Raw genomic sequence first — 25,392 nt, 5'->3', positions numbered from 1 at the left:
GCGGTCCTCGAGCTCGACAGCGCGGGTGGCGCCGCCGACCAGGAATGATGGACCCCGTGACGACGATGAAGGACCCCGGCCCGTACGCCACCTGGCGCGGCGAGGAGTATGCGCTACTCCGGATCCGCGGCCGTGACGTGCTCCTGGCGCGCACCCCGACGTCTCCCGGTCCGGAGTGGGAACGGCAGGAGCCCGCGTGGCTGCTCCCCGTCGGCCCCGAGGACGTGGAGGAGATCGTCAGGTATACCTACCCCGGCGAGTATCGCGTCATCCCGGTGGACGTCGGCCCCTCCTCGCGCGGGCGGTACCAGCTGTGGATCCAGCGGAAGGATCTGCCCAGGAACGCCGGGATCGGCGAGTACTACGACCAGTGGTTGGTGATCCACCTCGTCGACGCTGACGACCCCGACCTCACCTTCCACGAGGTGCGCCGGCCGACGACGTACGACTGGCGCCCTCCAGAGAACTGACCGCGCGCAGGGCGCGTTCTGGTCGAGGACGGCACCACTTGACCCGTCGGCCGTGGCCTGACCAACGCAGAGATCGCCGCGGAGCTTTTCCTCATCCCCGCCACCTCCCGCACCTACGTCAGGCGCCTGCTGACCAGGCTCGGTGCCCGCGACCTCGCCGCGCTCGTGGTGCTCGCCTACGAGACCGGGCCGGTACGTCCCGGGCGCTGATGGACTACCTCCGCCGCACCGACCCGCCGCTGCTCAGCCGCGGCGTGCACGTCGACAGTGTCGCTGTACTCGACGAGGGGAGCAGCAATGGTGGCGAGGAAACCCGCACAGGTGGGCACGACGAAGGGCGGGCTGGCGATGGCGATCGCCGTCCTCAGTACGGCCACGCCGATCGTGATCCGGGTCGTGCAGACAATGAAGGACAACCCGGAGATCTCGCACTTCGTGAAGGAGCAGTTCGCGAGGCTCAAGCACAACGACAAGGCCACGCCCGAGGCGATGCTCGCGACGGTGGAGGCCCTGCACGAGCAGGTCGCGCTGCTGACCGAATCGGCCGACGACGAGCAGGAGGCCGCTCAGGCGGCCGCCTGGTCCGCCAAGCTCGACGCGGCCACCGGTGCCGCGAAGACTCTGGCCGCCGCGGGCTCCACAGCGAAGCAGCGCAAGACCCTGAAGAAGAAGATCGATGCGTTGCGCGAGGACATTTTCGCCGCGTACGTCACCGAGCTCGGCGAGGACGTCTCCGCGGCGAAGGGGTGAAGGACGGGGGCGCACCCTGGCGGAGACATCCGGTTCCTCGCCGGGCGAGGAACCACCGCACACGTCGTCTGTCACAGCCCGCAGGCACGCTCGGGGTGCTCCAGAATGGAGATTCGACAACGTGCAGGCGGCGGAGTCGCGGAGGGCGAGCAGCAGGGAGCTCTCTGAGATTCTCCGCGGGGCGGACGGGGGATGAGCATGGGGAAAAGAGCTGCGGTGACAGGGTCGTTCGCGCCGGCTAGGACGTCCGTGCGGTCTGCGGTCAGATTCGTCGGCGGCATGGTGGCGGTGTTCGGTGCGGGACCTGTTCTCTTCTCGCTCGCGCTCATGCTCGACCGCGAGGGTTCGGATGATCCGTTTATCGGGCAGTGGGCTGTGAATGCTGGTGCGACGATCTCTGGACACCTGGGCTGGGGTTTCGGTGCCGTCGCGACCGTGCAGTTCGGTGTGCTCGTCGCCATCGTGGGAGGTCAGATGGCTTTGGGGGACCAGGAGCAGGAAGCCGGGGTGCGAGATGCCCTCCTTCTTCTCGGCGTCCTTCCCAGCGCGGCACTGTCGCCCGCGATGTTGCTCCTCGTTCTCGGTGCGATCGGATCAGCGGAGGCGGGAGCGGCGCTCTTCGTCGCCGTGCCGGTGTACCTGACGATGCTCGCGATCGCTGTTTTCATCGCGACCTTCCAGCCGGGCCCGGACTATCTGCTCCTGAGGCGGGCACAACGACGGAACGAGCACGCACAAGACCAGGCAGAGGCGCTCACGGGATTGCCGACACTGCATCCCGTAGTCACCGCTGGGGTGGGCGGCGCTGCGCAGACGGTGGTGTGCGTTGTGCTCCCGATCGTCGTCGTCCGGATCGTCTCTCGGGATCACCCGCCGTCGTTCGATCCACTGCCCACGCTCGTCCTCGCCGGATCCGTCGTCGTAGCTGGTGCGATGTCTGCGGCCATGCTGGTGTTCGCGAGTGCGTCAAGAAAACCGGATCCGAATCGCATAGAGGTGGTGAGCTCATGGGTCTTCATCGGGCTCAGCTTCTCCGTGGATCTGCTGCTCGCCCTGATCCTCGTTCTGTGGTTTCTCCCGGGGCTTCTGGGAGTCCTCGCCGTCGTGATCCTCCGGATCGGGGTCGTCACCGGCACCCTGCGGGATGCAAGGAGGGTCCAGCAGGGGCAAAGAACCGCGGGGCGACGCTGGACGGCGACCCGCCTCGTCACCCGTGCCGGGAATCGTGTTGCGATTCGTTGGGCCGACGCGGAGGTCGTCAGCAGCACCAAGCATCTCGCCGCGATGGAGGAACGAGTGCTCAATAGTGGGTTTCCCGGGCAGGCGCGCCTCTTCTGAGGCCGCGCCACCCCGGACCCCAGCGTCAGCCGAACCCGCAGTCCCTCACCCCACGGACCACGACTCCAGCAGCGACACCAGCCGCTCCCGCTGACCTGATGGCGCCCACTCCGCTCCGCCGCGCGTCGCGAACTCCACCGCATCCTTCAGCGGCGCCCCGGTCAGCTCGACGAGCAGGCCGAGGAGCATCTCCTCGGCGGGCCAGCTGTCGGTGTCGGGCGTGTCCCTCTGCCAGTACATCCCCTGCAGGGCCTTCGCGGTCAGTGGCATGCTCCTCGCCGCCGCCCCGTCCAGTCCAAGCAGCCCCAGCGCGCGGCGCAGGGGCGCGAGGGCTATGACGTCGCGAGGGATCACCTATCGGTCGCTGCGGGGGAGCAGCAGGAACGCAGCCCAGCTCCCGCCGTCGGGCGAGGTGCCATGGAGGCTCGCGAAGACCTCGGGGAGGAAGGCACTGAGAGCTCCCGCGCTCGCCGACGGCTCCGCCGTCTCCGGCAGGAGCACGACCTGCAGGTGCGCGGCCATCCAGAGGTGCCTCGGCATGATGCCGACGTCGTGGAGGGTCACGCCCGTGAGGCGCGACCCCTCCGGAAGTTCCAGGAGGTTTCCGAGGTGGCTCATTCCTCCCACGCCCAGATCTGATAGGAGGCGGAGATGAGGTCGGCGCGGGTGACGTCGAAGGCGACCGCATCGACCTCGCGCTCCTCACTGCCCGGCTCCTTGGCGACCAGGATCTCGAGGGTCACGGTCAGGGGGTCGGAGTCGAGCACGAGCACCGCGAGCTCCGACTCTTCATCCTGGAAGGACGGGACCTCGACCTCGGGCAGGTCGGCCTTCGCGGCGTCCTGCAGCATGCCGCCGAGCCGGGAGAGCGCCCCCTCCTCCGGCGCGCGATGGAGATAGCGGACCAGCCGGTCCGAGGTCAGCAGCTCGATGTCGACCTCGACCACGCCGTCGTCCTCCAGGTCGGGAACCGGCAAGAGGGCGAAGGCCGCACCGTCCGCGGAGACGAGGCGCATCGGAGCATGCGGCTCCTCCAGCCACCCCACGCGCCAGAAGTTGTCGCACTCCTCGCAGGACCGGTCCCCGAACGGGAGAAGGCAGCCGTGCCAGTCGACCCAGTCGGGGGGCGGAGGGTCCGTGCGCGGGTCCGCCATGCCGAGCAGATGGTGCCTCACGCGGGCGGATCCGCAGTCGGGACACGTACCCCGCGGCTCCGTGTACGGCGGCGTCGGCTCCTCGCCGAGGATCATGATCATGGGGGGAGAGTAGGGCGGGCGTCCGACAGATCATCGTCCCGCGCCGGACCGGCGCACCTCCCGACGACCACCGGGAACGCGGCGGACCACTCCGCGGACCACACGATTCCGGACGCGGGTTGCATGTCCGCCGACCAAGGAGCGTAGGTTGCAATGAGTGACCGCCTCCCGGCGCCCCGCAGTGCAGCGGCCCGCCGCACGGCCCCGCGGCAGCTCAGCCCTGCAGCTGCCCGGCGTTGGACTGATCCTGATCGAGCTGAACCTGCGCATCGGCGTCGCCGCCATCGGGCCGGTGATCGGCGAGATCCGTGCCTCGCCGGGCATGACCGCGAGCGGATCCCGCTCGCGGGGGCTGCGGCCCACGTCCGGTGGCCTTCTCGACGAGCTGCGGATAGGCGATGACCTCGCCCCCGCCGATGTCGTACACGCCGTGGGTGCTGTGTGCCGGCGCTCTCGAGCAAGACCGGACTCGCCCTGTCGCGGCGAGCGGCCTCGTACGCTTGGCGCATGAGCCCTGATCGTCCCGCCTCCCGTCCCGGCGCGTGGTGGGTGGTCGGCCTCGCCGTCGTGGTGGCTGCGCCGCTCCTGGCCGCGTCGCTGCGCGCCGAGGGCGAGGGGCCGGGGACCGTCGCCGGTTGGGCACTGGGAATCGCCCTGACCTGGACTGTCGGCGGACTGCTGATCATGCGCCTGGCACCTTCGGATCTCGACCGCCGGGCCCCGGGGCGCGCACCGAAGGTCGCGGTGGCCGCCGCGGGCGTCGGTCTGGCCGCGGCCTCGATGGCGGGCGGTCTGGTCCTGGCCGGTGTCCCGGCCACTGCCCCGTGGGTGGCCGGTCCCGTCGCCGCAGCGGCCGACGGACGGTGGGGCGTGCTCGCGGTCGCGCTGGTGGCGGGCGCCGCTGAAGAGGTGTTCTTCCGCGGTGCGCTGCCTCGGCTGCTCACCGGCCGGGCCCGCTGGGTGGTCCCCACCGCGGTGTACGGCCTCGTCACGCTGTGCACCGGCAGCCCTGCTCTCGCGGTGATGGCCCTCCTGCTGGGACCGGTGGCGATGTGGGCCCGCGAGACCTCCGGCTCACTTAGCGGGGCGCTCTTCGTCCATGCCCTCTGGACGCTCACCATGGTGGGGCTGTTCCCCGCCGTCCTCGTCCGTGTCGGTATCGCGGGCTAAGGTGTCCGGCCGCTCGAGCCGAGCGAGTCGATCCGCGGCCTGACGGCGGCGCTCGTCCTCGGGGCGCTCCCACCATGCGGGGCCGCGCTCTCCGAGGCCTTCCTTCGCGAGCTGGACACGGTCTCGAGCTGATCGGACGCTCGCCTGGTCGTCGTCGCGGCCGGCTCGCCCGACCTCGGAGCGGGCTCTGCCCAGATGGCTCTTCAGCGCACGGACCACGTCGGCGCCCAGCGCCGGGTCCGTGCGTCGCCATCTCCGTCCCCGGATGATCAGGTAACGGTCCTCGTCCTCCGTATCATCCACGTCGGTCCTCGCCTCGTCGCTGCGGTTCATCCCACCCACTCCAGGAACTCCTCTGCCGTGATCACCGGGTTCTCCCGCCTCGCCGCGTTCTTCGCCTTGGTCGACTGCGAGCCGGCCTCGGCGACGACCAGCACATCCGTCCGGGTCTTGGTGAGGGTCGCGACGGCCCGGAGCCCGCGCGCCTCGGCCATGGCGTGCAGCTGCTCCTTCTCCAGCCAGCCGTGCCGGGGCGAGTGGGCGGTGCCGGAGAAGCACACCCGCGCCCCCGGCACGAGCACGTCGGCCGCGCTGATCGGGCCTGTCGCCTCGAAGCACTCGGGCAGCACCCGCACCCCGAAATGCTCCTCGACCCCGCGCAGGCGCTCGACGACTTCCTGATCGGGGGAGAGGACCCGCTGCCAGGTCCCCTCGTGACCAGCACGAACGCCGCAGGCCCGCGGGCGCTGCGGCGTTCGATTGTTCCGGCCGCGGCGGCCGGGTGCTGCGGGGGATCAAACGGTGGGAGGGGGGTCCCGACGCTCGGAGACCGAGTGGCCGGGAGCGCTCTGGGTGTTCACGACGGTCTTGCGGGACCTCAGCATCAGCAGCAGGCCCACCACGAACAGGATCGCGCCGCCCACCATCAGGATGGTGCCCAGCGTGGACGATTCGAGACCGGGCAGGTCGACCTCGAGAGCGAATCGGACGATCGCTCCCAGGATGAAGAGGATGATTCCGCCGACGATGGCGCCCATGGGTGCTCCTTGGATGATCGGTGCGGCGAGGTGGCGCCGCGGGCACCCGGGGGCCGCGTGCCGTGAGCGCCTCGGGGGACCTCGGCCACGGTGATGGGGGCCACTCTAGAGCAGTCGCGGTCTGCCGACGTGCACCGACCGAGGGGTCCGTCGTCGTGTCATGCCGCATCGGGGCCCGTCACGCCCGCGGCGAACAGGCCGGTGGTTCGTCGGTGGGGACGCGTAGTCTCGATCCATCACCACCACCGGACGGGGGAGGACCATGTTCGAACGCTTCACCGATCGCGCCCGCCGCGTCGTCGTCCTGGCACAGGACGAAGCCCGCTTGCTCAACCACAACTACATCGGCACCGAGCACATCCTGCTGGGCCTGATCCACGAGGCCGAGGGCGTCGGGGCGAAGGCCCTGGAGGCACTCGGCGTCACCCTGGACGCCGCGCGCGAACAGGTGCGCGACATCATCGGCGAGGGCAATCAGACGCCCAGCGGGCACATCCCGTTCACGCCGCGCGCCAAGAAGGTGCTCGAGCTGAGTCTGCGCGAGGCGCTGCAGCTGGGGCACAACTACATCGGCACCGAGCACATCCTGCTGGGCCTGCTGCGCGAGGGTGAGGGCACGGCCGTCAAGGTGCTGTCCCGCCTGAACGCCGAGCCTGCCGCGGTGCGCCAGGAGGTCATCGAGCGCCTCTCCGGCTACCAGGGCAAGGAGCCCGCCACCGCCGGCGGCCCCGCCGAGGGCCAGCCCGCCGGTTCGCTGGTGCTGGACCAGTTCGGCCGCAACCTCACCCAGGCTGCGCGCGAGGGCAAGCTGGATCCGGTGATCGGTCGCGAGCACGAGGCCGAGCGCGTCATGCAGGTGCTCTCCCGCCGCACCAAGAACAACCCGGTGCTGATCGGCGAGCCCGGCGTGGGCAAGAGCGCCGTGGTCGAGGGCCTGGCCCAGTCGATCGTGGCCGGGGACGTCCCGGAGACCCTCAAGGACAAGCAGCTGTACACCCTGGACCTCGGGTCCCTGGTGGCCGGTTCCCGCTACCGCGGTGACTTCGAGGAGCGCCTGAAGAAGGTGCTCAAGGAGATCCGCACCCGCGGCGACATCATCCTGTTCATCGACGAGATCCACACCCTGGTCGGTGCCGGCGCCGCCGAGGGCGCGATCGACGCCGCCTCGATCCTCAAGCCCATGCTGGCCCGCGGTGAGCTGCAGACCATCGGCGCCACCACGCTGGAGGAGTACCGCAAGCACATCGAGAAGGACGCCGCCCTGGAGCGCCGCTTCCAGCCGATCCAGGTGGACGAGCCCTCCGTGGCCCTGGCCATCGAGATCCTCAAGGGACTGCGGGACCGCTACGAGGCGCACCACAAGGTGACCATCACCGACGGTGCCCTGGTCTCGGCGGCGAACCTGGCCGATCGCTACGTCAACGATCGCTTCCTGCCGGACAAGGCGATCGACCTGATCGACGAGGCCGGCGCCCGTCTGCGCATCCGTCGACTCACCGCGCCGCCCGAGCTCAAGGAGTTCGACGCCCGCATCGAGGAGGTCCGCAAGAAGAAGGAGGAGGCGATCGACGGTCAGGACTTCGAGCTCGCCGCCTCCCTGCGGGACCAGGAGCAGCAGCTGAAGACCGAGCGCGACGAGAAGGAAAAGGCCTGGCGCCACGGGGAGTCCGATGAGGTCACCACCGTGAGCGAGGAGACCATCGCCGAGGTGCGCGCCGCCTCCACCGGCATCCCGATCGTGAAGCTCACCGAGGAGGAGTCCTCGCGTCTGCTCCACATGGAGGACGAGCTGCACAAGCGGGTCATCGGCCAGAACGAGGCCATCAAGGCCATCTCGCAGGCCATCCGCCGCACCCGTGCGGGTCTGAAGGACCCCAAGCGCCCGGGTGGCTCGTTCATCTTCGCCGGCCCCACCGGCGTGGGCAAGACCGAGCTGGCCAAGGCCCTGGCCGAGTTCCTGTTCGGTGACGAGGACTCCCTGATCCAGCTGGACATGTCCGAGTTCGGCGAGAAGCACACCGCTTCGCGCCTGTTCGGCTCGCCCCCCGGCTACGTGGGCTACGACGAGGGCGGCCAGCTCACCGAGAAGGTGCGCCGCAAGCCGTTCAGCGTGGTGCTGTTCGACGAGGTGGAGAAGGCCCACGTGGACATCTTCAACTCGCTGCTGCAGATCCTCGAGGACGGCCGCCTCACCGACTCCCAGGGCCGGGTGGTGGACTTCAAGAACACCATCATCATCATGACCACCAACCTCGGCACCCGGGACATCGCCAAGGGCGTCTCCATGGGCTTCCAGGCCGGAGGCGACCTCTCCACCGACTACGAGCGGATGAAGTCCAAGGTGCACGAGGAGCTCAAGCAGCACTTCAAGCCCGAGTTCCTCAACCGTGTGGACGATGTGGTCGTCTTCCCGCAGCTCTCGCAGGAGGAGATCGTCCAGATCGTGGATCTGATGATCGCCAAGCTGGAGACCCGTCTGGCCGAGAAGGACATGACTCTCGAGCTCACCGACGGGGCCAAGAAGCTCCTGGCGGAGAAGGGCTACGACCCGGTGCTGGGCGCCCGGCCGCTGCGCCGCACCATCCAGCGCGACATCGAGGACGCCCTCTCGGAGCGGATCCTGTTCGGTCAGGTCCACGCCGGGGACGCGATCATCGTGGACTCCGAGGGCGAGGGCCTCCTGGGCGAGCTCACCTTCGCCCGTCGCGGTGCCGACGGCGAGGTCACCCCCATCTCCGACGAGGTGGACGTCGAGTCGATCACGCAGGCCCGTGCCGAGGAGATGACCCACCCGGATGCGGACGCCGAGTCCGACGACGCCGCGGAGGCGCACACCTCCTGACGGCACAGGGCCGGTCCCGCCCAGCGGCGGGGCCGGCCCTGTCCGTACCACCCTGGGAGTGCTCTCGGGATGGGGCGGTACAGTGCGCGAGCACGGGCGCGGGCGCCGACCGCAACCGCGGGCGCCGGCCGGAGCGCGGGCACCGGAGGATCGCGCCGCCGCCGATGCGCTAGGGAAAGGGGCCGCCTGTGGGCGAGTTCATCGATCAGCTCATGTCCTGGACCGGCGCGGTCGAGGAGTGGGTGTTGGGGATCGCCGACGCCTGGTGGGTGCACCTGGTGGTGTTCGGCTTCGCCGCCACTGACGGCTTCTTCCCCAGCGTGCCCGGCGAGTCGACGATCGTGACCCTGTCCTCCCTGTGGTCCACCTCGGGGCGGCCCTCCATCATCCTGGTGGGCCTGGCCGCCTGGATCGGCGCCTGGACCGGGGACAACATCGGCTACTGGATCGGCAAGAAGGTGGGCTGGGAGCGGTTCCGCTTCCTGCGAGAGGGCAAGGGCCGCAGGGCAGTGGAGGCTGCCGACCGCGGCCTCCAGCGCCGGGCGCTGCTGTTCCTGATGACCGCCCGCTACATCCCCTTCGGCCGCACGGCGGTGAACCTCGTGGCCGGGGCCGTGCACTACCCGCACACGCAGTTCTGGCCCCGCTCGCTGCTGTCCACCTTCGTCTGGGCCGTGTACTCCTGCAGCATCGGTGCCGTGGCCGGAGCCTGGTTCGAGGACCACCACCTGCTCGCCGTCAGCGTGGCCCTGGTGGCCGCCGTGGTGCTGGCCCTGATCGCCGAGCGCATCATCACCGCGATCCACAAGGCCCTGGATCGCCGCGCGGCCCGTGGGGGCGAGGTGGTGCCCGACCGCGTCGACGCCGATGACGCCACCGACGCCGAGTTCGGCACCTTCAACGCCCCGGCCGATCTTCGCGGTGAGGGTCCGCAGGGCTCCCACCGGGTGCAGGCAACCGCAGGCTGCGGCAGCAGTGAAGGGGAGACGGGCTCGCGATGAGCGTCACCATCCGCGCTGCGCGCCCGGCTGACGTGCGCGCCATCAACGGGCTCGTGGAACCGCTGACCCACCGCAACATCCTGCTGGCCAAGGACCTGGTCTCCTACTACGAATCCGTTCAGGAGTTCCTGGTCGCCGAGGACGAGAACGGCCGGCTGGTGGGATGCGGGGCACTGCACGTGATGTGGGAGGACCTTGCCGAGGTCCGCACCCTCGCGGTCGCGGAGTCCCACCGGGGCTCCGGTGTGGGCCACCGGATGCTGCTGGCTCTGCTGGCCCGGGCCATGCAGCTGGGCCTGCAGCGCGTGTTCTGCCTGACCTTCGAGGTGGATTTCTTCCGCAGGCACGGCTTCCGGGAGATGGACGAGCAGGTGGATCCGGAGGTCTACAACCAGCTGCTGCGCTCCGCCGACGAGGGCGTCGCGGAGTTCCTGGACCTGGCTCGGGTCAAGCCCAACACCCTGGGCAACACCCGCATGATCATCGACCTCGAGCACGCGGTCATCGAGGACCGCGCACGCTGATGCCCGAAGGGCCTGCCGCACCCGGGGCCGCATCCCACGCAGCTCCCAAGCCGCCCGCGGCGGCGGATTCAGGGCAGGCGCAGCCCCGCGCCGTCCGGGACGGCCAGCCCATCGGCCACCAGTGAGGCCCTGCAGCGCTGCACGCGCTGCTCGTCCCCCGGATCCAGTTCCAGCAGTGCCTGCTCGGTGGCCCGGTCCTGGGTGCGCAGCAGGGCCATGATCTGCCCGCGCAGCTGACGATCCGTGCCGGCGAAGGCCTGCACGCGGCGGGACCCCTCAGCGGCCGGCGGCCTGCCGGCGCTGTACCAGGCGCAGGCGGGGCCCGCCAACGGGCACTGCTCGCAGCGCGGTGCGCCGGCGGTGCACACCAGTGCCCCCAGCTCCATCACCGCCTGGTTCCAGGCCACCGAGCGCTCCGGCTCCTCGGGCAGCACCTGCGTGGCGGTGCGGCGCTCGGCGACAGTCAGGGACCGTGGCGGCAGGGCGGCCCCCGCCATGGTGCGGGCCAGCACCCGGCGCACATTGGTGTCCAGCACCACCGCCCGGTCGTGGTGGGCGAAGGCGGTGACGGCAGCAGCGGTGTACTCGCCGATGCCGGGAAGAGCCCTCAGCGCTTCCTCGCCGCGGGGCACCTCCCCGTCGTGCTCGTCCACGATGGCCCGGGCGCACTGCTGCAGGCGCAGTGCACGGCGCGGGTAGCCCAGGCGGTCCCAGGCGCGCAGCACCTCGGCGGTGGGAGCGGATGCGAGATCGGCCGGAGCGGGCCAGCGGTCCATCCAGTCCAGCCACCGCGGGAGCACCCGGACCACGGGGGTCTGCTGCAGCATCACCTCGGAGACCAGAATCGACCAGGCGGAGGCACCGGGGCTCCTCCAGGGCAGGTCCCGACCCGCGTCGGCGAACCAGGCGATCACCGCGGTCACGGCGTGCGCATCGAGTGGCACGGTGGCCGCGGACGCCGCTCGTGCAGGGGAGGGGGGTCGGGGCGGGACGGTGCCCCGGCGGGGTGAGACTGTGCGGAGGCCACGCCGGGACGCTATCGCATCCAGGACGCTCCCGGCCCAGGCGCGAGGCGGCAGTGAGCGCAGGGGCGGCAGCGGGACCGCAGGCGGCAGCGGGACCGCAGGCGACAGGGGTGCGGGATACGACAGCGGGGCGAGACCGCAATGGTCCCGCCCCGCTGGGGTCGGTTGCGGCCGGAGGCCGCGACGCAGGTCAGATCAGAGCTGCGGGGGAAGGGTGTTGCCCTGGGTGGGGGCGGCACCGCCGCGCTGAGCGGCGAGGAGGTCGCGGATCTCGCCCAGCAGGACGACGTCCTCGGGGGCGCCGCCCTCGTCCTCCTCGGGCAGGCCACGGCGCTTGCGGTCGAAGGCGCGAGCCTTGGTGACCGGCAGCACGAAGACGAAGTACACGACGGCCGCGGTGATCAGGAAGGCGATGATCGCGGACAGCAGCGCGCCGAGGTCGAGACGGGTGGCCTCGTTGACCTGGATGATCTTGAACGAGAGGCCGTCGACGTTGGTGCCGCCGAACACGTTGATCACGGGCTGGATCAGGTTGTCGACGAAGGCGCTGATGAGGGCGGTGAAGGCACTGCCGATGACCACGCCGACGGCGAGGTCCAGGACGTTGCCCTGCATGATGAAGTCCTTGAAGCCCTTCATGGCTTCTCCTATCTGGGTAGGGATGGTTCTGCGAAGGCGCACCCCGGCGCCCGAACGGGAACCCTAGCCGAGTATCGACAAAATGGACCATCCCTCCCGTGTGGCTTGTGCTACGTCCGCGGCATCGCCGCGCGCCACGGTGACCAGCACCACCACATCAGCCCCGGCATCCGTCAGGCCCGCCACCCCGGCTTCGGTGGCCGGGGTCACCTCGACCACGGTGGCCGAGGTCCGGCCGGGCTGTGTGGGATCCGGTGTGGAGTGGTGGATCTCCAGCTCGGTCCCCGGCCGCAGACGATCCGCGAGCTGGACAGGTGCAGAGACCGCCAGCAGTGCACGCCCCTCGGGTATCTCCGCAGAGTCCTTCCCCGTCAAGGTGCCTGGGAGGATCGGCGTTCCCGCGGTCAGGGGGAGTGCGGTGGTGCTGCCCAGCAGCGACTCCGCGGTGGTCGCGATGCCCTCAGGGGCCAGTTCCGCGGCCACCTGCTTCTCCTGCAGGTGCTCCGGCGCGAGAGTCGTCCCCGCGGGCAGGTCGGCGGCCGCCACCACCACCGTGGTGCCCCTCGTGGAGGTGGGCAGTGCCGAGGGCAGCACTGCGGCTGCGAGCACCGCGATCAGCAGCACGATCAGCGTTCGCCGGCGGCGACGCAGGGCACGCCGGTAGAGGGGGAGCTGCGAGCGGATCCTGGAGAGCATGCTCTGCACGCTATGGACCGGGCCCTGCCGTCGGGCCGGAACCTCGGCGCCGGTGGACGAAGGAGCGGTGGGGAGGAACCTCGCCGTCAGGCCGAGGCGGCGCTCTTCTCGCCGGCGGAACGGCTGGAGGTCGAACCGGAGCCCGAGGTCGAGGAGCCCGATCCGGACCCCGCCGAGCCGGACCCCGCCGAGCCGGGCCCCGCCGAGCCGGGCCCCGCCGAGCTGGAGGAGTCGCTGCCGGCTCCGGGAGCACCGGAGGAAGCGGATGCGCTCTCGGAACTGCCAGAGGAGGTCGTGGAGCTCTCCGCGCCGTGGGAGCGGGTGCCGCCCTTGGTGGAGGACTGGGAGTCGGTGGAGTAGAAGCCGGGGCCCTTGAACACGATGCCCACGCTGTCGAACACCTTGCGCAGCGTGTCCTGCGTGCACTCAGGGCAGGTCACCAGGGAGTTTTCGGAGAAGCTCTGATACTGCTCGAAGCGGTGGTCGCAGTTCTTGCAGGCATAGACGTAGGTGGGCACGAGCAGTCCTTCACGATGTCCCGGGTGCGGGGCCCCGTAGGGGCAGGGGGAGTAAGGGTGGAAGTGGCGCCGCTGCGCGGCGACCGAGGCGATTCTACGACCGCCGGGCCCGGGGCAGTGCCAGGTGGTCGGAGATCACGTGCAGGCCCTCCGCCGTGAGCACCGCGTCGATCGGCACGTCGTGCGCCTCGCGCGGCAGGATCCCCGGCTCGAGCAGCTCGGCAGGATGGATCACCGCCACCACCGGCGTGGAGGCGGGGCGGTGCGGCAGGGCTCGGTCGTAGTAGCCGGCGCCATGGCCCATCCGGGTGCCCTTCCGGTCCACGGCGACGGCCGGGGCCAGCACCAGCACCGCCTCTGACAGTGCTCCCGGTCCCAGTCGCCGGCCGTCGGGCTCGTGCCCGAAGCCCTTGCCGGGGGAGGGCACGAACGCGGAGTGCCCGTCCCAGGTGATCCACTCCAGTTCGTGGCCGGCGGCGGCGGGGAACACCAGCTGCGCACCGAGTTCGGCCAGTTCCGCAGCCAGCGGCATCACATCGGCCTCGGTGGGCGTGGGATGGTAGGCGGCCACCCGGGCGGTTCCGTGCTCGGCCAGGGCGGCCTCGACCAGAGCGCGCACGGCAGCGGCATGGCGGAGGAGCGCCCTTCCCTCCACCTCGCGCCGGCGGGTGCCCTCCGGGCCGCCGTAGGCGCGCGTGCGCTGCTCGCGCAGACGCCGGCGGAGTGCTCGCTTCTGCTCGGTGATGTGCGCCCCGTCCCTGCGCACAGCGGCCCACACCCATCGTGCCCGCGCCCCGGGATCGTCGGCTCGCCTCCGGGCCTACGATGACCCGATGGTGCACACGTGGCCACTCACGCTGCGCGACCGCGAGCTGGTGCTGCGGCCGCTGCAGCGCCGTGACCGCGCCGCCTACGACGCTCTGCGTCGCCGCAATGCGGCCTGGCTGCGCCCCTGGGACGCGACCGATCCCGAGCACGGCCGGGTGCAGCCGCCGTTCGCCACCCTGCGCCGCTGGGGCGAGAGACAGGCCAGGGCCGGCACCATGCTGCCGCTGGGCATCGTGGTCGACGGCAGGCTGCGCGGGCAGATCACGGCTGCCCCCATCCTCTACGGCCCGCAGCGCTGCGCCACCTTGGGGTACTGGATCGACCGCGAGAGCGCCGGCCGTGGGATCGTGCCGCGCGCGGCCGCACTGGTGATCGACCACCTGTTCGCCGAGATGGGCATCCACCGGGTGGAGGTCACGGTGCGGCCCGAGAACGCCGCCAGTTTGCGGGTGGTGGAGAAGCTGCACCTGCGTGGGGAGGGCCTGCGGCGCTCGGCGATCCACGTGGACGGGGCCTGGCGCGACCACCTGGTGTTCGCGATCACCGCTGAGGAGATCCGCCCCGCTCACGCGGGCCGAACCGATCGCCGCGATCATGGCGGCCGCGGGGTCCTTGACCGATTGTTGACGGAATACCCTCCCGACACGCGCCCCACCTGACCTGCTGAATCACACGGGTGTCATTACCCTGGGGGAGTGGAATCGATCAATCTCGGGGCCGTCCTGTTCGCCCTGCTGCTGGTGCTGTGGGTGGCCTACGCCATCCCCCAGCTCGCGCAGCGCCGCGACGTGATGGGCCGCGCTCGCGCCGCTGAACGCACCGAGGTGTCCGCCACCGCGAGGGATCTCTCCGCCGCGATCCGATCCCGCCGCCCTTCCCGAGAGGTGAGTGCCCCCGTGCCCCAGGACCGTCTGCTCCTGCCCCCCGCCGACCCCGCCCGTCGTCCCCGCTTCGACGCCACCCCCGGTGAGCGCATCGACCACCTCGAGGAGCGCGCACGCCACCGCCGTCTGCTGGCTGTCGTGCTGGTGTCACTGCTGCTGGCCACGGCCGCGGTGGGGGTTCTCGCCTTCACGCAGATGCTGCCCGTGTGGTCCCCGGCCGTTCCGGCCGCGGTGCTCGCCGTGTACCTGGTGGGCCTGCGCCGTGCCGAGCTCGAACGTCGCGCCCGCTCCCAGCGGGCCGCTGCGATCGCCAAGCAGGAGGCCCGCGCCCGCGAGGAGGCCCTTCGCATCCGGGACGAGGCACCCGTGGCTGCTTCCCGGCCTGCTGCGCGCCTGCCCGAGCGCGACACCCTCGAGGGGACCACCGAGCGGGCCGCCCGGCACGTGGCCGCGCCGGGAGTGGACCCCGCGCCCGGTGCCCCGCCCCACCTACACGATGCGCGGCGAGGTGGATGACCTCGCCACCCGCCACGCCGCCCACCGCGAGTACGTGCGCGCCACCACCGTGCCCCTGGAGCGGGGCGACGTGGAGCTGCTGGAGGCCACCGACGAGCAGGCCGCTCCCGCCGTGGACCTGCACCTGGACGAGGTGCTCGCACGCCGGAGGGCCTGATGAGCGCGGTCCGGCGCATCGAGGAAGCCTGGCCCGAGCGGGCATCGATCAGCGGCCAGTCGCGGTGCTGGACCTGGAAGCCTTCGACGCCAATGCGGAGGACCTCGCCACCCGCGCCGGTGCCTCGCGCGAGCAAGGACTGCCCATCCGGGTAGCCTCCAAGTCGCTGCGGGTGCGGGGCCTGCTGGAACGGGTGCTGAAGCGACCCGGGTTCGCTGGCGTGCTGGCCTACACGCTGCGTGAGGCGATGTGGCTGTCCTCCTGCGGCATCAAGGACCTGGTGGTCGCCTACCCCACGGCAGACCGCGAGGCCATCGCCTCCCTCGCGCGGGACGACCGCGCCCGCTCCCACATCACGCTGATGGTCGACGAGACCGCCCAGCTGGACCTGATCCTGGACGCGACCCGCGGGCTCATCGGCCCCGGCCGGCCGATCCGGGTGGCCTGCTGCTGAGCCCGTACCTGCGCCACCTGATGGGCGTTCCTGCACCGTAGAGGCGATCCGGCCTAGGCTGGGAGGCGATGAACACCACTGCGCCCTCCGCCCCCGCCACCTCGAGCGTCCCCACCCCCTCCCAGCTGCTGGACATCGCCGTGGGTGCCGCGGCATTGGCCGCCGACCACATCCGGGGTCTGGACCGCGACTCCTTGGCCCGCGAGTACAAGACCTCCAGCAAGGACATCGTCACCGAGCACGATCGTGCCTGCGAGGAGATGATCGTCGCCGAGCTGCGCCGTCGCCTTCCCGGCTGCCGCATCGTGGGCGAAGAGGGCGGGGAGCGACCCGCCCAGGGCACCGCAACCGGCGCGGGACCGGGCATCGACACCGCCGCCGGTAGTCCGGTGGTCTCCTTCTTCGTGGACCCCATCGACGGCACCAGCAACTTCGCGGCCGGCCTGCCCTTGTTCTGCGTGTCCATCGGCGTGGCCGTGGATGACGCACTGGTGGCCGGGGTGATCGACGCCCCGGTGCTGGGCACCGTGTTCACCGCGGCGGACGGCCCCGCCATGATCAACGGCGCTCCGATCACGCCGCGCCCCACCCGTGAGGCGAAGGACGCCATGGTGCTCTCCGGGTTCCTGGGCCCGCGAGTGACCGCCCAGCACCCCGAGTTCGCCGCCCGCGCCGGCCTCGAGGTCAACGCCGAGTACTCCGCGGTGCGCAGCCTGGGCACCGCCGCGCTCGAACTGGCGTACGTGGCGGCAGGGTGGGCCGATGCCACCGCCTTCGCCACCCTGAACTCCTGGGACGTGGCCGCGGGCTTCCACATCGTGCGCCAGGCCGGCGGCAGCGTACGCACCTGGCCGGGCGTGGTCGTCGATGCTGATGCGCCCGCCCACCTGCAGCCCGCGTGCGTGGCCTGCGCGGGCCCTGGACGTCTCGAGCTGCTGGATCGCCTCCAGGACGAGCTGCAGCGGGAGCGCGAGCGCAGCGCCTGATGGTGGCCTGCCAGCCCGCCGTGAGCGCTGGACGGAGAGGGCACACCGCCTCCATGTGATGCTTGCCAAACCCGGCCCGGGGCGGCCGGAGCCGGTGGCCTGCGGTGCTACCCTGGTGGGGTTGCCGTAAGGCACGGGGCTATAGCTCAGTTGGTAGAGCGTTTCGTTCGCAATGAAAAGGTCAGGGGTTCGATTCCCCTTAGCTCCACCAAGGAAGTCCAGAAAGGGCCTCTGACCAGGGACGGTTCCCGGGTCGGGGCCCTTCTTCTTTGCCCTCAGTGGGTCGCGATCACTCAGTCCGTCACTCGGTGTTTGCGGCTCTCTAGGGCTCGCAACGTCTTTCTAAGGCTCAGGTCACTTCCAGGCCCCCACGGACGGTCGAATCGAAGGAGTAGCGCAGGACCCTATGGCCGCCTCGCTCGAACGAACCGCGTGACGGATGCGGGCTCAGTGCACTCAGCAGTCGCGGGCCGTCCACGGCTCTGATCGAGGATCCTCGCGCCACCCTCACCTGCTCTACCGTCGAGGCAAGACCGACCCCGCAGCCCTGTCCCACTTCGTACCGCTCGAGCACCTCCAACAGGAGCTCTCGATCTCGTACCTGCAGACGCTCCAGCTCGTCCGCTCGAGGAAGCTTGCCGCGATCCCGGTCGGCGGCCGGAAGCAGTGGCGGGTGTCGATCGCGGCCCTCGCGGACCAGAGTGATGGCACGGGCACGGAACTCGGGAGGGTACGGGGGGCATGCGAAGAGCCTTCCGTGAAGACCATCGACTAGCGAAGTCAACTGGAAACCGAGCCAAAGGTCAGGTCAAGATGCCACCTATCTGTGCGCCAGTCCCGCCAGCTGAGTGGTCCTCTACCGCTTCTGGTACAGCGCCTTGCGCTGGAAGCGCGGTTCGGAGGTGACGTGGATGCCGAGCTGGCGGAAGATCCCCTCGTCCACCGTGCCCAGGATGGTGGTGGTGTGCACGTCGCAGCCTTCCAGGCTCCGCAGCTGTGCGAGGGCGCGGCGCGCGTTCTCGTCGGTCGCGGCGGAGACAGACAGCGCGATCAGCACCTCATCGGTGTGCAGGCGCGGGTTGCGGGAGCCCAGGTGCTCCGTCTTCAGGGTCTGGATCGGCTCGATCGCTGCCGGGGACAGCAGGTGCACCGAGTCCTCGAGGCCCGCCAGGCGCTTCAGGGCGTTCAGCAGCATCGCCGCCGAACAGCCCAGCAGCGCGGAGGTCTTGCCGGTGATGATGGTGCCGTCGGCCAGTTCGAGAGCCGAGCCGGGATGCCCGGTGGCGGCCTCCACCGCGAGGGCCGGTGCCACCACGGCGCGGTCCTCCACCCGGCAGCCGGCCTTGCTCATCACCATCGCCACCCGCTGGGACACGTCGTCGTCGCGGTCGTTGATCCGCTCGTCCATCAGCGCCTTGTAGTAGCGGCGGATGATCTCCTGCTTGGCTGCCTGCCGGCACACCCCGTCGTCGATGATGCCGCGACCGGCCAGGTTCACCCCCATGTCGGTGGGAGAGGCGTACGGTGAGGAGCCGGTCAGCTCGACAAGCATCGCCCGCAGCAGCGGGAACACCTCCACGTCCCGGTTGTAGCTGGTCACCTGGGTGCCGTAGGCGGCCAGGTGGTACGGGTCGATCAGGTTCAGGTCGTCCAGATCTGCGGTGGCGGCCTCGTAGGCCAGGTTCACCGGGTGCTCCAGCGGCAGGTCCCAGATCGGGAAGGTCTCGAACTTCGCGTATCCCGATCGCACCCCCCGGCGGTGGTCGTGGTAGATCTGCGACAGGCATGTGGCGAGCTTGCCCGATCCGGGCCCCGGCGCGGTCACCACGATGAGGTCCCGCGAGGTGAGCGAGTACTCGTTGGCCCCGAGCCCCTGATCGGAGACGATCCGGGAGATGTCCTGCGGGTACCCGGGGATCACTCCGTGCCGCGCCACCGTCAGGCCCAGCCGCTCCAGGCGCTCGCGGAACGCATGGGCGACGTGGTTGGTGTCCTCCAGCTGGGTGAGCACCACGTGCTGGACCAGGAAGCCGCGCTCGCGGAACACGTCGATCAGGCGCAGCACGTCGTCCTCGTAGGGGATGCCCAGATCCGCCCGCACCTTGTGCCGCTCGAGGTCCTTGGCGTTCAAGCAGATCAGGATCTCCAGCTCGTCCCGCAGCCGCTCCAGCATCGCGATCTTGTTGTCCGGGGTGAAGCCGGGCAGCACGCGGGAGGCGTGCAGGTCGTCGAACAGCTTCCCGCCCATCTCCAGGTACAGCTTCCCGCCGATCTGCTCACGGCGAGCCTGGATGTGCTGGGACTGCAGCTCGATGTAGCGCTGCCGGTCGAAGCCGGCCGGCCGGGATGCCGAGGGATCGGCGGGGAAGGCAGGGGCAGGGGCAGCGGGAGCCGAATCAGTCACTTCGCCACGCTAGCAACACGCCGCGGCTCACGGTCGCAGGCGCACCATCCCCAGCCCCAGCAGGCCCACCACAGGCAGCAGAGGCCACACCCAGTTCACACCGTCGGATCCCACCATCCCCGAGGTGGCCATCACCGCCAGGCCCGCGCACACCAGCGCTGCCGCCAGCACCGGCCGCCACAGGGCCGGGGCCGGCCGGTCATCGGCGCGGGGGTCCTCGAACCGGCCCACGACCAGCACGATCACGCCGGTGATCGCCAGCAGGGCCAGGCACCACAGCGGCCGGGTGGCCCACCAGGTGCCGGTCAGAGGCTGTGGTAGCAGGGTTTGCGCATCCAGGGCCACCAGCAGGTGCGCGAGGCCCACCAGAGCGGTCAGGTGCCACAGGAACCAGCTCATGATGCGCCGGTTGAGCAGCACCGTGACCAGCCACACCCGCGGGCGGCGCAGCAGTGCGGTCAGCGGCCGCTCCGCCAGCAGCACCAGTCCCGCCTGCATCATGCCCAGGAACGCCATCGTGACCCGGGTGGGGTTGGAGTTGCTGATCGCATCGGTGCCCGCGGTGATCATCGAGACGGGGTACGGCCCCGGCCCCACCAGCAGCACCAGCCCTGCAGCGCCGATCGCCGCCAGGACCAGTCGGCGACCCGCCCCGGCCAGGCGTCCGTCCAGCCAGGCGTAGCCGAACTGGTGGAAGGCAGCCCACACCAGCACGTAGTTCGGGTATCCCAGCAGCGGCTGCCCGGTGGTGATGCTGAGCGCGTCCACCAGCCCGGCCAGCACCACCCCACCGATGATCGAGTACCAGCCGAACCTCTCCCACAGCACCAGGCAGGCAGGGGCCAGCACGATCACCAGCAGATAGGCGGCCAGGAACCAGGTGGGGATCAGGGCCATCTGAGAGGCCAGCCGCACCGTCTGCGCCGGTGCCCCGAGTGCGAGTGCGAGGGTGCAGATCACCAGCCAGGTCAGCAGCAGGGGCAGCAGGGGGATCCCCAGTCGGCGCAGGCGGGTGCGCAGCCAGGAGGCGTAGCCCTCCTGCCGGCGCCGGGCCGAGCGCCACGACAGGGCATTGGAGTACCCGCCCACCAGGAAGAAGATCGGCATCACCTGGAACACCCAGGTCAGCGGGTGAGTCCAGCGGGCCTGGTCCAGCACCCCGTGCGGCTGCAGGCCCCCGTCCACGCTGACGGCCATGATCGTCCAGTGCCCCAGCACCACCACCGTGATAGCGGCCGCGCGCAGGAAGTCCACCACCCGGTTGCGGGAATCCGGTGTGGCCGCGTCGACCTGCTCGGCGCGGCTGAGCGGGCGGTGCTCATCGCCGTCCAGGATCGGCCGAGGGTACCGGGCCGGTGCCCGCCTCGGCGTGCCCGGCCGGTGGGGTGGCGGGGCCGGGGGCCGGCTGCTGCCGCAGAACCTCCCACTCGTACGCCTTCCGGTCCGGCCGGGCCGCCACCACCAGTGGTCGCGGGTGCGGTCGAGGTCCTTCGCGGCGCTCAGCTCCATCCGGACATCATCGCGCCGTTGCGCGCTCCTGCGAAGCTCGATGCCCCGGGGGAAAGAAGTGCGATGCCTGTTCGGACTGCTCAACAGTGCCGTCTCCTCCGTGGGCGCGGTCGGGGCCTGCTGGCGGCCACCTTCGTCACCATCGTGTTCTTCTGCCTGGATGCGGCGGGCCTGCCCCAGCGGCTCGCGATCGTGCGATCCGAGCACGCCCCCACCCACCGGGCCCTGCTGGACTTCTCGCTCAGTGTGCGCACCTACTGGATCGTGACAAACGCCGTCAGGGGGTAGGGAGAGGGCGAGGGGACAATGGACCCATGAGCCCTCACGCCGTCGTGCTGGTGCACGGCACCCGGACCTCCGCCAGCCAATGGGACCCCCAGGTGCCCTCCCTGCTGGCCGCCGGGTACACGGTGGTGGCGCCGGACCTCCCCGGTCACGGCGCCCGGCGCACCGAGCCCTTCACCCTCGCCGGTGCGATCGACGCGATCACAGCGGCGGTGCGGACGGCGGCCGACCTCGCCCGCCGACCCCCAGGTGTCCAGGATCAGCACGGCCCGCCCGGTGCCGACGGGACCGCCCGCGTCCATCTCGTCGGCTCCTCCCTCGGCGGCATGCTCGCGATCCACACCGCCGCCACGGTGTCCCTGCCCCTGGCCTCCCTCACCGTGTGCGGCGCAGCGGTGCAGCCGGGCCCGTGGACGGCCCGACTGTACGGCGGCCTGGTGACGCTGAGCGACCGGCTCCCGGGCGGGCCCGACGGCAGCTCGTCCCTGTTCCGCCTGCTGCTGGGCCGCGAGGGGGCTCGCGCCTACCTGCGCGGTGGGCGCGCAGGAGCGGAGGTCGTCGGCCCGGCCTTCCGCGCCGTGGCCTCCCTGGACCTGCGTCGGGACCTGGGACGGATCCAGGTGCCGGTGACGTTCCTGCACGGCCGCTTCGACCAGCTGCGGATCCAGGAGAGGGCCTTCACGGCGGCGGCGCGGCACGGACGGCTCGAAGTGCTGCCGTACGGCACGCACCTGGTGAACCTGAACCGGCCCGAACGCTTCACCGCTGATCTGCTGCGGGTGCTCGCTCGCGCCTGACGGCGAACGGACCGGATGCGGTGCCCCGCCCCAGCGGGCTCCGAGCACGCGACCGCCTACCCTGGTTCCATGATCCACCCCACCCTGCGTGTCGGCTTCGTGCCCGGCGTCGAGCCGGACCGCTTCCTCCAGCGCTGGAAGCAGGGTCGGCGGGCAGCGCGGCTCGAACTGGTGCCCGTGCCGCAGTCCCAGCAGGATGAGGTGATCGCCGATGGTGAGGTGGACATGTGCTTCGCGCGCGACCCCCTGCCCTCGGACCGCCCGGCGCGGGACACCCTGCACGCGGTCCCTCTCTGGGAGGAGCAGCCCGTCGTCGTGATCAACACCGATCACGTGCTCACCGTGCTCGCCGAGGTCACCGCCGCTGACCTCGGCGACGAGACCGAGATCCCCGCCCAGCACGCCGACGATGCCGCAGACCGGGTCGCCGTGGCAGCCACCGGAGTCGGCTATGCGCGGATGCCGCTGTCCCTGGCCCGGCTGCACCACCGCAAGGACGTGGCGCACCGGCCCCTGCGGGGGGCGGAGCCCACCAGGATCGTGCTGGTGTGGCCCCGGGATGACGACGACGAGCTGCGGCAGGCGTTCGTGGGCGTGGTCCGCGGGCGCACCCCCCGCTCCTCCCGCTGACCCAGCCGCGTCCCGGCCCCGCACCCGACGCGGACCCCATCACCGACAAACCCGACCGAAGGAGACACACCGTGACCGAGCAGCCCCGCATGAACGTGGAGAGCTTCAACCTGGACCATCGCACTGTGGCCGCCCCCTACCTGCGCATCGCCGACCGCAAGGAGCTGCCCGGCGGGGACGTGCTGACCAAGTTCGACGTGCGCTTCACCCAGCCCAACATCGAGCACCTGGACTCCGAGGCCGTGCACTCGCTCGAGCACATGATGGCCGAGCACATGCGCAACCACTCCGACCAGGTGATCGACGTGTCCCCGATGGGCTGCCGCACCGGCTTCTACGTGCTGCTGATCGGTGATCACACCGCCGAGGGCTTCGCGCCCGTGCTGGAGGCCACCCTGCGCGACCTGGTCGAGGCCGATGAGGTGCCCGCCGCCAACGAGGTCCAGTGCGGCTGGGGCGCCCACCACACCCTGGAGGGCGCCCAGTCCGCCGCTCGCGCCTTCCTCGACGCGCGTGAGCAGTGGGGTCAGGTCAGCGCGAGCTGAGTGCGTCCCGCACCGCGCTCAGCAGACGCTCCGTGCGCGCATCGGTGGCCAGGTCGTCGATGGTGACCGGATGCAGCTGGGCATCGGCCAGGGGGATCCGCCAGTTCGGGTACTCCTCGTCGGTGCCAGGCTGGTTCTGGATCCGCCGCTCGCCCACGCAGTCCACCAGGGACACGCCCAGCAGCAGGGAGGGCGTGCGCGCCAGGTGGCGATGCAGGGCAATCACGGTGTCCTCGATGTCGGCACCGGGCTGGAGCAGGCCCTCGTCCCTCAGCGCGTCCAGCACCTCCTCGCGGCCGGCGGCATCGGCCGTCTGCTCCTCCTCCAGGTCCCGCTCCAGCAGGCCCAGCTGGTGGCGCAGCGTCACGTGGTCCCCGGCAAGGTAGCCGGCGGTCGGTGGCAGATCATGGGTGTTGACCGAGGCCATGCACAGCTCGCGGTAGTCCTCCGGCGGCAGCGGCTTGCCCTCGTGGTCGTACTCGAACCACAGGATCGAGGTGCCCAGGATGCCGCGGTCGCTGAGGTAGTCGCGCACCCACGGCTCGAAGGTGCCCAGGTCCTCGCCCACCACCAGGGTGTTCGAGCGGTGCGCCTCCAGGGCCAGGATGCCCACCATGGCGTCGTGGTCGTAGAACACGTAGGCGCCGTCGGCTGCGATGTTCCCCTCGGGGATCCACCACAGTCGGAACAGGCCCAGCACGTGGTCGATGCGCAGGGCACCGGCGTGCCGCATCAGTGAGCGCAGCATGTCCCGCCACGGGCGGTAGGAGGCATCGCGCAGGCCCTCCGGGTGCCACGGCGGCTGGTCCCAGTTCTGGCCCTGCTGGTTGTACTGGTCGGCCGGGGCACCCACGCCCACGCCGGAGGCCAGGGCGTGCCGCAGGCGCCAGGAGTCGGCTCCCACCTGCTCCACGCCCACGGCGAGGTCGTGCATGACGCCGATCCGCATGCCGGCATCGAGAGCGGCAGTCTGCGCAGCGGACTGCTGCTCGTCCAGCAGCCACTGCACCCAGGCGTGGAACTCGATGCGATCGGCCAGCTCCGTGCGGGCCTGCTCGACGGTGCGGTCATCGAGGTCCTTCAGCGCCGCGTCCTGCTCTCCGCGCAGCTTCTCGGCGATCGCCGACCAGGTGGCGAAGTCCTCCAGCCCCTGGCCCTCACGGCGGCGGTAGGCCTCGAACAGCGCCTGGCGGCCCGCGGTGCGCGGCACCGCGTACAGCTCCTCCAGCGCCTCCATCTTGGCGGTGAGCACCTCGTCGCGCTCCAGGCGATCGGTGCGCTCGTTCCATGCCTGCACCGTCGTGCGCAGCAGGGAGATCCGCTGCCGGGCGTAGGGGGGAAGGTCCCGCAGCTCCGGCACGTCCTCGATCCGCAGGTACAGCGGGCTCATGAAGCGGCGGGTCACCGGCAGGTACGGGGAGGGCTCCACGGGAGCGGTCGGATAGGAGGCGTGCAGCGGGTTGACCAGCAGGAAGTCCGCGCCGTGGCGGGCGGCGCTGATCGCGGCCAGGTCGCGCATGTCACCCAGGTCGCCGATGCCCCAGGAGCGGTCAGAGCGCACCGAGTACAGCTGCGCCTGCAGGCCGTAGGCCCGTCGGGCGCCGAGCTGCTCGTGGACCCGCAGCCGCGCCGGGGTGACCACCACGTCGGCCTCGTGGGCCCCGGTGGAGGTCTCGGCGACCGCCCGATGCCAGCCCAGCGGCAGGCCGGCCGGCAGGTGGAAGCGGGCGCGGCCAAGCTGACGGCCGCCCAGGTCGAACGGCGGGGTGAAGTCGTCCATCTGGTGCAGGTCCCACCGGCCGCCGCTCTCCAGCCGCAGATGCACCGAGACGGGGGTCCCGTGGTCCACGTGCACGGGGATGCTGGATTCGTGGTCCTCGCGCAGCACGGTGACGGGGGGAAGGGTGCGGCGCCACGGCTCGCGCTCCCGCTCGGCCCGCACGGCGGCGAGGTCCTCGTCGCTGTCGACGGCGTGGCCGAGGGCTGCGATCACCTTGCGCAGAGTGCCGTCGGAGACGTTCTTCTGGGTGCCGTCGAACCCCCAGTACTCGGTGCCGATGCCGAGGTCGCGGGCGAATTCACGCAGGGCGATGGAGTCCAGAGCCATGCGCACAATCGTAACGGCCCGCAC

General features: G+C 71.0%; 31 protein-coding genes and 1 tRNA gene. 18 read left to right on the top strand and 14 right to left on the bottom strand.

Annotated elements, in window-relative coordinates; translation table 11 throughout:
• The first annotated feature begins 56 nt into the window (after positions 1–56).
• The 4 genes from IOE58_RS08745 to IOE58_RS08730 all read left to right on the top strand — a co-directional run bounded on the left by IOE58_RS08745 (position 57) and on the right by IOE58_RS08730 (position 2,558).
• Positions 57–470, top strand: coding sequence for a hypothetical protein (locus tag IOE58_RS08745; RefSeq protein WP_193866014.1), 414 nt, complete (start codon positions 57–59; stop codon positions 468–470).
• Positions 471–527: 57 nt separating this feature from the next.
• Positions 528–680 (top strand): LuxR C-terminal-related transcriptional regulator, encoded by a 153-nt coding sequence (locus IOE58_RS08740; protein ID WP_193866071.1) that lies wholly within the window; start codon positions 528–530, stop codon positions 678–680.
• A 138-nt stretch (positions 681–818) separates the two neighbouring features.
• Complete coding sequence (locus IOE58_RS08735) at positions 819–1,220, top strand: hypothetical protein (RefSeq protein ID WP_193866013.1); 402 nt, start codon at positions 819–821, stop codon at positions 1,218–1,220.
• A gap of 279 nt (positions 1,221–1,499) precedes the next feature.
• The gene (locus IOE58_RS08730; protein ID WP_193866012.1) at positions 1,500–2,558 is read left to right on the top strand and encodes a hypothetical protein; all 1,059 of its coding nucleotides are present in this window, start codon (positions 1,500–1,502) and stop codon (positions 2,556–2,558) included.
• Positions 2,559–2,603: 45 nt separating this feature from the next.
• Here IOE58_RS08730 and IOE58_RS08725 read toward each other — a convergent pair whose 3' ends face one another.
• From IOE58_RS08725 to IOE58_RS08710, 4 genes are all read right to left on the bottom strand, one after another.
• Complete coding sequence (locus IOE58_RS08725; RefSeq protein WP_193866011.1) at positions 2,604–2,828, bottom strand: hypothetical protein; 225 nt, start codon at positions 2,826–2,828, stop codon at positions 2,604–2,606.
• Positions 2,829–2,912: 84 nt separating this feature from the next.
• On the bottom strand, positions 2,913–3,176 hold the full coding sequence (locus tag IOE58_RS08720) for a hypothetical protein (RefSeq protein WP_193866010.1): 264 nt from the start codon (positions 3,174–3,176) through the stop codon (positions 2,913–2,915).
• Positions 3,173–3,814 carry a hypothetical protein gene (locus IOE58_RS14355; RefSeq protein ID WP_228019425.1) on the bottom strand — a complete coding sequence of 214 codons (642 nt, stop codon included), beginning with the start codon at positions 3,812–3,814 and terminating at the stop codon, positions 3,173–3,175. The genes IOE58_RS08720 and IOE58_RS14355 overlap by 4 nt, the downstream gene beginning before the upstream one ends.
• 214 nt (positions 3,815–4,028) lie before the next feature.
• Positions 4,029–4,241, bottom strand: a complete 213-nt coding sequence (locus tag IOE58_RS08710) for a hypothetical protein (RefSeq protein ID WP_193866008.1) — start codon at positions 4,239–4,241, stop codon at positions 4,029–4,031.
• An 80-nt stretch (positions 4,242–4,321) separates the two neighbouring features.
• Between IOE58_RS08710 and IOE58_RS08705 the strand changes: the two genes are divergently transcribed.
• A complete protein-coding gene (locus IOE58_RS08705) occupies positions 4,322–4,984 on the top strand; it encodes a CPBP family intramembrane glutamic endopeptidase (protein ID WP_193866007.1) in 663 nt (220 codons plus the stop codon).
• A gap of 329 nt (positions 4,985–5,313) precedes the next feature.
• On the opposite strand, the gene IOE58_RS08700 is transcribed toward IOE58_RS08705, so the two are convergent.
• The gene (locus tag IOE58_RS08700) at positions 5,314–5,619 is read right to left on the bottom strand and encodes a hypothetical protein (RefSeq protein ID WP_228019422.1); all 306 of its coding nucleotides are present in this window, start codon (positions 5,617–5,619) and stop codon (positions 5,314–5,316) included.
• A 159-nt stretch (positions 5,620–5,778) separates the two neighbouring features.
• On the bottom strand, positions 5,779–6,021 hold the full coding sequence (locus tag IOE58_RS08695) for a hypothetical protein (RefSeq protein WP_193866006.1): 243 nt from the start codon (positions 6,019–6,021) through the stop codon (positions 5,779–5,781).
• Positions 6,022–6,283: 262 nt separating this feature from the next.
• On the opposite strand from IOE58_RS08695, the gene IOE58_RS08690 reads away from it, so the two are divergent.
• From IOE58_RS08690 to IOE58_RS08680, 3 genes are all read left to right on the top strand, one after another.
• Entirely contained in the window at positions 6,284–8,863 is a 2,580-nt protein-coding gene (locus IOE58_RS08690; protein ID WP_193866005.1) for an ATP-dependent Clp protease ATP-binding subunit, read from the top strand.
• A 188-nt stretch (positions 8,864–9,051) separates the two neighbouring features.
• The gene (locus tag IOE58_RS08685; protein WP_193866004.1) at positions 9,052–9,864 is read left to right on the top strand and encodes a DedA family protein; all 813 of its coding nucleotides are present in this window, start codon (positions 9,052–9,054) and stop codon (positions 9,862–9,864) included.
• The gene (locus IOE58_RS08680) at positions 9,861–10,388 is read left to right on the top strand and encodes an amino-acid N-acetyltransferase (protein ID WP_193866003.1); all 528 of its coding nucleotides are present in this window, start codon (positions 9,861–9,863) and stop codon (positions 10,386–10,388) included. Before IOE58_RS08685 ends, IOE58_RS08680 begins: the two co-directional genes overlap by 4 nt.
• Positions 10,389–10,456: 68 nt before the next feature.
• On the opposite strand, the gene IOE58_RS08675 is transcribed toward IOE58_RS08680, so the two are convergent.
• The 5 genes from IOE58_RS08675 to IOE58_RS08655 all read right to left on the bottom strand — a co-directional run bounded on the left by IOE58_RS08675 (position 10,457) and on the right by IOE58_RS08655 (position 14,032).
• Positions 10,457–11,332, bottom strand: coding sequence for an HhH-GPD family protein (locus IOE58_RS08675; RefSeq protein WP_259890051.1), 876 nt, complete (start codon positions 11,330–11,332; stop codon positions 10,457–10,459).
• A gap of 276 nt (positions 11,333–11,608) precedes the next feature.
• Positions 11,609–12,052: a large conductance mechanosensitive channel protein MscL gene (mscL, locus tag IOE58_RS08670; protein ID WP_193866002.1), complete on the bottom strand. Its 444-nt coding sequence runs from the start codon at positions 12,050–12,052 to the stop codon at positions 11,609–11,611.
• A gap of 63 nt (positions 12,053–12,115) precedes the next feature.
• A complete protein-coding gene (locus tag IOE58_RS08665; protein ID WP_193866001.1) occupies positions 12,116–12,748 on the bottom strand; it encodes an SAF domain-containing protein in 633 nt (210 codons plus the stop codon).
• A gap of 86 nt (positions 12,749–12,834) precedes the next feature.
• A complete protein-coding gene (locus IOE58_RS08660) occupies positions 12,835–13,266 on the bottom strand; it encodes an FmdB family zinc ribbon protein (RefSeq protein ID WP_193866000.1) in 432 nt (143 codons plus the stop codon).
• Between the two features lie 94 nt (positions 13,267–13,360).
• Complete coding sequence (locus IOE58_RS08655; protein WP_193865999.1) at positions 13,361–14,032, bottom strand: 5-formyltetrahydrofolate cyclo-ligase; 672 nt, start codon at positions 14,030–14,032, stop codon at positions 13,361–13,363.
• 67 nt (positions 14,033–14,099) lie between these two features.
• Between IOE58_RS08655 and IOE58_RS08650 the strand changes: the two genes are divergently transcribed.
• From IOE58_RS08650 to IOE58_RS08630, 6 genes are all read left to right on the top strand, one after another.
• Positions 14,100–14,753 carry a GNAT family N-acetyltransferase gene (locus tag IOE58_RS08650; RefSeq protein WP_193865998.1) on the top strand — a complete coding sequence of 218 codons (654 nt, stop codon included), beginning with the start codon at positions 14,100–14,102 and terminating at the stop codon, positions 14,751–14,753.
• Between the two features lie 36 nt (positions 14,754–14,789).
• Complete coding sequence (locus IOE58_RS08645; RefSeq protein WP_228019419.1) at positions 14,790–15,494, top strand: hypothetical protein; 705 nt, start codon at positions 14,790–14,792, stop codon at positions 15,492–15,494.
• Entirely contained in the window at positions 15,454–15,651 is a 198-nt protein-coding gene (locus IOE58_RS14345; RefSeq protein WP_228019416.1) for a hypothetical protein, read from the top strand. The genes IOE58_RS08645 and IOE58_RS14345 overlap by 41 nt, the downstream gene beginning before the upstream one ends.
• A gap of 64 nt (positions 15,652–15,715) precedes the next feature.
• Entirely contained in the window at positions 15,716–16,105 is a 390-nt protein-coding gene (locus IOE58_RS08640) for a type III PLP-dependent enzyme domain-containing protein (RefSeq protein WP_228019414.1), read from the top strand.
• Between the two features lie 68 nt (positions 16,106–16,173).
• Entirely contained in the window at positions 16,174–17,091 is a 918-nt protein-coding gene (locus tag IOE58_RS08635; RefSeq protein WP_193865997.1) for an inositol monophosphatase family protein, read from the top strand.
• Between the two features lie 135 nt (positions 17,092–17,226).
• Positions 17,227–17,302: transfer RNA gene (locus IOE58_RS08630), tRNA-Ala, on the top strand.
• A gap of 645 nt (positions 17,303–17,947) precedes the next feature.
• Here the strand turns inward: IOE58_RS08630 and IOE58_RS08625 are convergent.
• Together IOE58_RS08625 and IOE58_RS08620 are read right to left on the bottom strand one after the other, a co-directional pair.
• Positions 17,948–19,495 (bottom strand): DUF1846 domain-containing protein, encoded by a 1,548-nt coding sequence (locus IOE58_RS08625; protein ID WP_193865996.1) that lies wholly within the window; start codon positions 19,493–19,495, stop codon positions 17,948–17,950.
• 27 nt (positions 19,496–19,522) lie between these two features.
• Positions 19,523–21,004 (bottom strand): acyltransferase family protein, encoded by a 1,482-nt coding sequence (locus tag IOE58_RS08620; RefSeq protein WP_228019412.1) that lies wholly within the window; start codon positions 21,002–21,004, stop codon positions 19,523–19,525.
• A 63-nt stretch (positions 21,005–21,067) separates the two neighbouring features.
• Here IOE58_RS08620 and IOE58_RS08615 point away from each other — a divergent pair, with 63 nt between their 5' ends.
• The 4 genes from IOE58_RS08615 to IOE58_RS08600 all read left to right on the top strand — a co-directional run bounded on the left by IOE58_RS08615 (position 21,068) and on the right by IOE58_RS08600 (position 23,261).
• Positions 21,068–21,292 carry a hypothetical protein gene (locus tag IOE58_RS08615; protein WP_193865995.1) on the top strand — a complete coding sequence of 75 codons (225 nt, stop codon included), beginning with the start codon at positions 21,068–21,070 and terminating at the stop codon, positions 21,290–21,292.
• A 26-nt stretch (positions 21,293–21,318) separates the two neighbouring features.
• Entirely contained in the window at positions 21,319–22,086 is a 768-nt protein-coding gene (locus IOE58_RS08610; RefSeq protein ID WP_193865994.1) for an alpha/beta fold hydrolase, read from the top strand.
• 69 nt (positions 22,087–22,155) lie between these two features.
• Entirely contained in the window at positions 22,156–22,716 is a 561-nt protein-coding gene (locus IOE58_RS08605) for a LysR substrate-binding domain-containing protein (protein WP_193865993.1), read from the top strand.
• Between the two features lie 71 nt (positions 22,717–22,787).
• Entirely contained in the window at positions 22,788–23,261 is a 474-nt protein-coding gene (locus IOE58_RS08600) for an S-ribosylhomocysteine lyase (RefSeq protein WP_193865992.1), read from the top strand.
• Here the strand turns inward: IOE58_RS08600 and malQ are convergent.
• The gene (gene malQ / locus IOE58_RS08595) at positions 23,248–25,368 is read right to left on the bottom strand and encodes a 4-alpha-glucanotransferase (RefSeq protein ID WP_193865991.1); all 2,121 of its coding nucleotides are present in this window, start codon (positions 25,366–25,368) and stop codon (positions 23,248–23,250) included. The two genes, IOE58_RS08600 and malQ, sit on opposite strands and share 14 nt — an antisense overlap.
• Positions 25,369–25,392: the final 24 nt, after the last annotated feature.

It is taken from the genome of Brachybacterium epidermidis (assembly GCF_015209585.1).
Classification (GTDB): domain Bacteria; phylum Actinomycetota; class Actinomycetes; order Actinomycetales; family Dermabacteraceae; genus Brachybacterium; species Brachybacterium epidermidis.
This window is presented reverse-complemented; position numbering and strand designations above follow the sequence as displayed.